Source organism: Hydrogenispora ethanolica (genome assembly GCF_004340685.1).
In the GTDB taxonomy this organism is placed as follows: Bacteria; Bacillota; UBA4882; order UBA8346; family UBA8346; genus Hydrogenispora; species Hydrogenispora ethanolica.
This window is the reverse complement of sequence record NZ_SLUN01000032.1, coordinates 63,302-69,988: the sequence shown is the minus strand read 5'-3', so window position 1 is coordinate 69,988 and position 6,687 is coordinate 63,302. Positions and strand designations below refer to the sequence as shown.

Genomic DNA, 6,687 nt, shown 5'->3' with positions numbered 1-6,687 from the left:
TTTGTCAACCTCTTTTTTTCGTTTACCTGCGGATTTGTTTTCCACGGCAGGAATTATCCTATCATGTTTCCCGGCCTTTGTCAATCCGCTTTTTTTGCTTGCCGCGCTTTGGGTCTTCCCGTGGCGCGGATGCTTATCTTACCATGGTCCCGCTCTGGTTGTCAACTGCTTTTTCTTCTTTGAGCTGCGGGTTTGGTTGGTTCCGCTTTCTCGGGCGGATGCTTAGTTTATCATGGAGTGGGGTTTTCGTCAAGGTGTTTTTTGCGATTTGCTGTTTCGGTTGGTGAATGAGCTTTTTCTGTTAGTGAATATGCTGATTTAGTTACTGAATGAAGATGTTCGGTTAGTGAATGAACTGATTTAGTTACTGAATGAGCTTGTTCTGTAACTAAATGAACATATTCAGTAAGTAAATGAACATGTTCTGTTACTGAATGAGCTTGTTCAGTTACTGAATGTCCATATTTAGTTACTGAATGAGCTTGTTCTGTTACTGAATGGGCTTGCGCGGTTACTGAATACGCTTCTTTAGTTACTGAATAATCTTCTTCCGGAACCGAAGGGAGATCTTCTCTTTTCGTAATATCTCCTTAAGCTCTATTCTTTATTCTTTTTTACGGAATAATACCTTTTGATTAAATCCTCGCCGAAATTGGCAGTATCAATCTATGCCCATCTCTTTTAAATTATACTTTTTCGAACATCTTATTTTTTAAATAGGCAATATCAAGCTAGTTTTTGCGACTTAACCCGTCTTTAAATTCGCTTGGAGTGACGCCGACATACTTTCGAAACAGCGCGCTGAAATAACGCGAATCGCTGTAACCGACCATTTCCGCGATCTCGTAGACCTTTTCGCTCTTTTCCTTTAATAATTCGATGGCTTTCTTAATTCGGTAATTCGTCAGGTACTCGACAAAAGTATAACCCGTCTCCATTTTAAAAAGGCGGCTTAAATAACTTTCGGATATTTTAAGGGAGTCGGCCACCTTTCGAATATTCAAATCTTCGCGATAATGCAATTTCAAGTATTTTATTGCTTCCCGGATATAGTTTTCTTTCACTTTCCATTCGTTGTCCGACAGATATTCATTGAATAACTGAAGTTTGCTGTCTTGGATCAGGGGAAGACTATCTTGAACTTTTTGCAGTTTCTTTTTGCTCTGGATTAGTCCGGAAAGTCGTTCCAATATCTGGTACAACTCCTCATCGTCGATGGGTTTCAGAAGGTAATCCCGCACCCCCAGCCGCATGGCTTGTTTGGCATATTCAAACTCATTGTAGCCGGAGATGATCAAATATTCCGCGTCGATAACCCCTTCCAATCGTTCAATCAATTCCAAGCCATCCATCTTCGGCATCCGAATATCCGTAACGACCAAATCCGGTCGAAGCTCAGTTGCTAAGAGAAGGCCTTCTTGGCCATTTTCGGCTTCGCCAATGACCTCCAGGCCGTAGTTTTCCCACGGCGTGGTAAGGACCAAGCCTTTGCGGACCAAATACTCGTCTTCGACCACCAACACCTTGATCATTTGGCATCCTCCGGAGCGAACTGTTTTGAGATTTCAGTTTCGGGCTGGATTGGCATTCGCAACGTCACCTTGGTACCCCGATCCAACAGGCTTTGGACAGTTAACCGGTACTCCGGGCCATAATAGAGTTGAATCCTCCGGTTGACATTCTGGATTCCGATACTATGGGCATCGGCTGACGCGGACTGAATATTTTGACCCGCATTGATAGCCGCCACCCACTCCGGTTTCATTCCGACTCCATTATCCGCGACCTCAAAAATCAGGTCACTCTGCTCCGACCATCCCCGGATGCTTAAACAGCCTTGGGATTTTTTGCCCTCGAATCCGTGGACGATCGCATTTTCGACAATGGGTTGCAGGATAAGCTTGGGGATGCGGCAGTGCAAGATATTTGGCTCTATCTCGACAACGGTGGCGAATTTATCACGATAGCGGATTTTCTGAATCGCGAGATAGCTCTGTATCGTCACGATACTCTCTTCCACCGTCGTAAGATCGGCATCATTAATGCTGCTGCGCAATAATTTTCCGAGCTGAGTGGCTATCACCGAAATCTGCGGCACATGATTCAACTTGGCTAGCCATTTGATGGAATCGAGGGTATTATATAAAAAATGCGGATTAATCTGAGCCTGCAAGGCTTTAATCTCTGAATTGCGCAGTTGACGCTGCTTGGCGACAACATTGTCGACCAAATCCTGAATTCGTCCCACCATTGCGTTGAAACTTCGACCGAGCAACCCCAGCTCGTCGCGGCGTTGAAAATTGACCCTCGCATGGAGGTTGCCACTCTCGACCTGCTTCATGGATTCAACCAAATCATAAATCGGGCGGGAAATATTCCGGGAAATTAACACCGCCAAAATTAAACAAACCACGGAACTCAGCAAACACGCCAGCAAAGTAATGAACCGAATAAAATTACTGCTTTCAAGCAGCACTTTCACAGGTAAAATGCCAATGGTGACAAACCGCGTATATTTTGAAGTGTGAAAAGCAATCAAAGATTGCTTGCCCGCGACCCGTGCGAGAAAAAAACCGGTTCCCATCGCGGTCAACTTACGATTCTGACTGAAGTGAAAAATTTTACCGTCCAGTTTTGGACTGCGCAGGTTAGCAACGGTAAAAAAATTCGAATCGACCACCAGTAAATCTAAGTTTAAGTTCGCATTGATATTATTGGCGATATCCTCGATGTGGCTTTTAAAGATTTCCACGATGATGTATCCGATCGGGCGATCGCGCTCATCCCGGATCGTACGGGCAATACTGTAAACCACATTGTCACCGATGGAATTCACATAATGATGAGGATAGATGATGTAGCCGTTTTTTAGGGCGTCCGCCTGTTGAAAAAGGCCCTGATTCCGGTAAAGGACCGGATCGTAAAAACGGGGTAAGGGATGAGTGGCAAAAACAACGGTTCCTTTAGGATTCAAAATATAAAGCGCCGTATTCCGCTTCCCGGCCAGTACCGCTATTTTTTGACGGATGACCGGATAATCCTCGGTAATTTTACCGGCCAAAGCCTCACGGAGCCGTTCATCCTCGGACAGCAGGCTGACGATGATTTCGCCATATTCAGAGGTAAGAATGTCAATATTCTCACTGATTTTAACCACACTGTTATAGGCTTGCCGGCTCACCGTATCCATAATGGTATTCGTCAGCAGCCCGTACGCAATCAGGCCAACCAGTAATAAGGGAATAATCCCGATGGCAATAAAGGAAAAGAGTAGTTTATAAAAGAAACTGAGCTTGCGCACGAAGCTATCTTCCCTTCGTTCTTTGCCACCATCGGTCGCACTGAATATTCCGGATAAATGTTTAGCGGCGACATGTTTTCCTTGTTGAATCAGATAAAAAATTTTGATTTATATTTTCGCCCCCAATGAAAAACTTCCTCTCGTAAATTAATACCGTTGCAGTACAACCCCTTCCAAAACCGGCTTGAGATCGAATTGAGGACCCCCGGAGAGAGTTTGGGACTCCGACAGCTCGATTTGAACCTGTTCAAAATCGGGCACCACCAGTCCTGCTCCGGCGGAAACGAGTGGCGGGACCATGTTTCCTTTTTGCACGCCGATACAAAAAGCGCCTGCGGCGGTTGCTGCGGCAACTCCGCTTACGGCATCTTCAAAGACCACGCATTTTGCGGCGGGTTTATTCAACCGCTGGGCTGCCAGCAGGTAACACTCGGGATCCGGTTTGCCATTCCGGATCTGATCAGCGGTGATAAATTCCGTGAAAAATTCCCCGATCCCAAGCTGTTCCCGGATGATATCGACTTTCCATTGTTCGCCGCTGGTAACCAGCGCCGTGGGAATGCCATGTTCCCGCAGGGCTCGTAAAAAAGCCATCGCTCCCGGGATCTCGGTATAGCGCAAGTTCGATTCGTAGCTAATCAGTTGAAGCAAAGCGGCTTCCTTCTCCGCGCTCGTCAACCTGGTGAACAGTAAATCCAGGGTTTCCCTGGCCGGACAACCGTAGATATACCGCTCAAAATCACTCGGAGTCAACGAAATTTGGTAGCTGGAGGCCAGCGCCTGCCAATAATCGGTAATGCCTTTGTTGGAATCAATGATCACACCGTCCAAGTCAAATAAAACCGCTTCAAACATTCGCAAATCCCCTCTCTTTAGTAGCCATCGGACGCATTTAGACGATCCCCAACACGCCTTGGGCAATATTGACCGCATGTCCATCAATTCTTAACAAAGCTTCGATCAAGTCGAGATGCGCCGAACTGGTGGCAATGGTTTTCGGATTGCCTTCCTGGATTCTTTCAAAATGACTGTACCGGTACTCTTTTTCCTGGCGTAAAATCCGCGGATGTTCCTTCATCACTTCAGTGGCAGTCGCGGAATCCCCGGTCTCAAAAGCGTACAACGCCAGGTGGAAGTTGGCATATACCCGGTTATACAGAGCGGCCAGCTCTCCCAGACCCTCTTCCGAAAACTGCATCGATTCCAGCCCCACTTTCCGGGCAATTTGACCGATGTTCATCAGAATATCGCCGACATGTTCAAAGTCGTTGGCCGCATATAAGACTTGGATTGTCCGCTGCATCAGATCGTCGGGCAAACTTTTTCCCGCCATGCCCGCCAGATATTCACTGATTTTCTTGTAAAGCGCATCGATGGCCCCTTCCGTTTCGGCCACCTCATCGATGACTGCTTCATTCCCATACTGCAGCGCGGCGAGGACTTTGGTTAGCATCCGGTCGCGCACGATCCGCCCCATCTCCAAAGTTTGTTGATGGGCTTGGTCCACCGCCAGCTCCGGCACTTCTAATAAATCTTCCTGCAAGAATTTTGCTTCTCCTAAGTCGGCTTGTTTCTCGGGGAAGAAGCGTTCCGCCAACCGCGACAATTGATTGGTGAAGGGTAAAAAGCCGATGGCCATTACCACCGAGAAAAAAGTATGGGCATTGGCAATCTGGCGGCTAATATCCGTGGAACTCCAGAGCATCAGTTGGGTTAGCGGGTGAAACAATGGCAAAAAGATGAGTCCGTTGATGAACTTGATCCCGAAGTTCGTCATGGCTGCCCGTTTCGCATCATGGCTCGGTACGCCGAAGCTGGAGATGACGCCCGTTACCGTCCCGCCTAAGTGCGCGCCCAGGATATAAGGAATGATGGATGTCTCGCCAATTAAATGATGCGACGCCAGACTCATCAGCAACGCGATAAAAGCCGGACTGGATTGGATAATCGCCGAGAAAAACAAGCCCACCAAGAATTCCAAGACCGGATATTTTTCAAGACTGATCAAAGTCTGTGAAACAATGGGGAAATCCTTGAACGGCGCCATGGACCCCGACATAATCGACATTCCATAGAACAGCAGGCCGCAGCCCAGAACCGTCTGACCTACATTGCGCCATCTTTTTTTCCGGGAGAAGAGATACAGCCAAGCGCCGAAAAACATTAACAAGAGAGCCAGTTCAACCGTTCGGAATACAATCAGTTGAACCGTTAATGAAGTCCCGATGGCTGAACCCAGTAAGACTCCCAGCGCTTGTGACAAGGTCATCATCTTGGCGCTGATAAATCCGACTACCAGGGCAGTGGTGGCGCTGCTGCCTTGCAAAGCGAGGGTCACCAGCGCTCCGATGAGCAGCCCGATAACCGGATTGCCCGTCAAGGACTTAATCATCTGCTTGAGGCGGCGCGCCGCCACCTTTTGGAGGCCCTCCGAACATAACTGCATCCCAAAGAGGAATAATCCCAATCCCCCGGCTAAGCCGATCAAGGCGGCCAGCGCTTTCATTGCTCAAGTCCTTCCTTTCGTGTTTTAAAGGGATGGCGTTCGCCGGTCGCCACAAACACCGTCATTTCAGCGACATTCACCAAGTGATCGCCAATCCGTTCCAGATACCGGACAATTAATAAAATGGCGAATCCCTGGTCCACATTGGCGGAATCGGCCCGCATCAATTCCGTCAATTCCTGGTAAAGCATCAGGTATAACTCATCCACGGCCTGGTCGTCATCGTCCAATTGCCGGGCCGTGGCGGCATCGTTCCGGTAAAAAGCCTCACAGCTTTTGGTGAACATTCCTTGAACCAGATCTGCCATGCGAGGCAGATCAATCAGTGGCTTAAACCACTCTCCCTTTTTCCTCAGGTTCAACGTAGTTTCAGCAATATCGCAAGCATAGTCGCTGATTCGCTCTAATTCCTTGCCAATCCGCATTACTGCGGCCAGCAAACGCAGATCTTGATCGACAGGTTGCTGGATTGAAATCAGCTCTAATGCTTCCATTTCCAACGATGCCTCTAATCGATCAATCGGATCGTCGCCCTGAATGACCGCTTCAGCCAATGCCACATCCTGCTCGACAAAGGACTGCATCGCCTTTTGCAGTTGCTGCTCAACCATTCCTGCGAGATCCCGGATCCGTTCTTTCATTTCGAGCAGTGCCCGGTCATAAGCGTTTAAACGCCGCCACATGATTCGCCCCTCCTCTAACCAGTTGTCCTTGCGCTCGCGTGAGTATTGTCCCCGCACCACCGGAGTTTTTAGGGTATTTTAAAATATATAAGTTGAATTAAATTTCTAATATGCATCATGTCCCTAAAGCCGGCCATGATGGATAAATTAAGGAATTTAATTCAACTTATTACTGCAGTAATAGGATGAAATAAATT

The 6,687-nt window shown here is 47.6% G+C and carries 6 protein-coding genes; 1 reads left to right on the top strand and 5 read right to left on the bottom strand.

Annotated features, from left to right (window positions below; translation table 11 throughout):
* A partial coding sequence (locus EDC14_RS27080; protein ID WP_207930763.1) for a hypothetical protein occupies window positions 1–226 on the top strand: 226 nt, incomplete at its 5' end.
* 505 nt (window positions 227–731) lie between these two features.
* Here EDC14_RS27080 and EDC14_RS20525 read toward each other — a convergent pair.
* The 5 genes from EDC14_RS20525 to phoU all read right to left on the bottom strand — a co-directional run bounded on the left by EDC14_RS20525 (window position 732) and on the right by phoU (window position 6,490).
* Window positions 732–1,532: a response regulator transcription factor gene (locus EDC14_RS20525; RefSeq protein WP_132016191.1), complete on the bottom strand. Its 801-nt coding sequence runs from the start codon at window positions 1,530–1,532 to the stop codon at window positions 732–734.
* Window positions 1,529–3,061 (bottom strand): sensor histidine kinase, encoded by a 1,533-nt coding sequence (locus EDC14_RS20520; RefSeq protein WP_243663052.1) that lies wholly within the window; start codon window positions 3,059–3,061, stop codon window positions 1,529–1,531. The genes EDC14_RS20525 and EDC14_RS20520 overlap by 4 nt, the downstream gene beginning before the upstream one ends.
* Window positions 3,062–3,448: 387 nt before the next feature.
* Window positions 3,449–4,156, bottom strand: a complete 708-nt coding sequence (locus EDC14_RS20515) for an HAD family hydrolase (RefSeq protein WP_165908182.1) — start codon at window positions 4,154–4,156, stop codon at window positions 3,449–3,451.
* Window positions 4,157–4,193: 37 nt separating this feature from the next.
* Window positions 4,194–5,807 (bottom strand): Na/Pi cotransporter family protein, encoded by a 1,614-nt coding sequence (locus EDC14_RS20510; RefSeq protein ID WP_132016188.1) that lies wholly within the window; start codon window positions 5,805–5,807, stop codon window positions 4,194–4,196.
* The gene (gene phoU, locus EDC14_RS20505; protein WP_132016187.1) at window positions 5,804–6,490 is read right to left on the bottom strand and encodes a phosphate signaling complex protein PhoU; all 687 of its coding nucleotides are present in this window, start codon (window positions 6,488–6,490) and stop codon (window positions 5,804–5,806) included. Before phoU ends, EDC14_RS20510 begins: the two co-directional genes overlap by 4 nt.
* Window positions 6,491–6,687 lie beyond the last annotated feature (197 nt).